The 554-nt window shown below is 49.3% G+C and carries 1 protein-coding gene; it reads left to right on the plus strand.

Annotated features, from left to right (window positions below; translation table 11 throughout):
- Positions 1 to 202 precede the first annotated feature (202 nt).
- A partial coding sequence (locus tag ACI77I_RS32120) for a hypothetical protein (protein ID WP_407000229.1) occupies positions 203 to 554 on the plus strand: 352 nt, incomplete at its 3' end.

A 554-nucleotide genomic window follows, 5' to 3' on the forward strand; every position in this document is an offset into this window, starting at 1 on the left:
GGCCGCATCACCGAGACCAAAGCTGGAGATAATCCAGGCAGCAGCCTGCTCTATCAGTAGTGTTGCCGCAGGCAATATTTTGGGGAGATTAGCGAAGCCGCACACTCAGACCCTCTTGGCCTTGGCTGGTAGCCCGGTGGGTGGCTGAAGACGTATTCTTACGTCCTCACAGCCTCACGTATGGCGTGTCGATACCCCAGCTATGGTTGCTGACTACGTATTGCTTGGCGATCACCAGATCGCCAAGTTACTGAATCAGGTCGTGAGCGATCTCTGCGCTCGTGAATGCCTGAGTCGAGAAAGGCGCTATTCTAATCGAATAATTTATGCGTATTGGATTAGTCTCGATATCAAAGAAGGTATGCCAACGGAAAAAAGAGAGTTTATGTACAGTAAAATTAACCACCAGGTCGGTACCGTCATTGCATTGTTTATTTGTGGCATGATTTCACTTCACGGTGGAATCACCTTGATTTACTTGAGCATGACCAGCGTAGCTTCGACCTCCCAGGAAATCCTGATGCTTTATCTGTCGGGATGTCTGGGTGTGGTGT

Origin of the sequence: Pseudomonas sp. D47 (assembly GCF_045447305.1) — a bacterium.
Taxonomy (GTDB): domain Bacteria; phylum Pseudomonadota; class Gammaproteobacteria; order Pseudomonadales; family Pseudomonadaceae; genus Aquipseudomonas.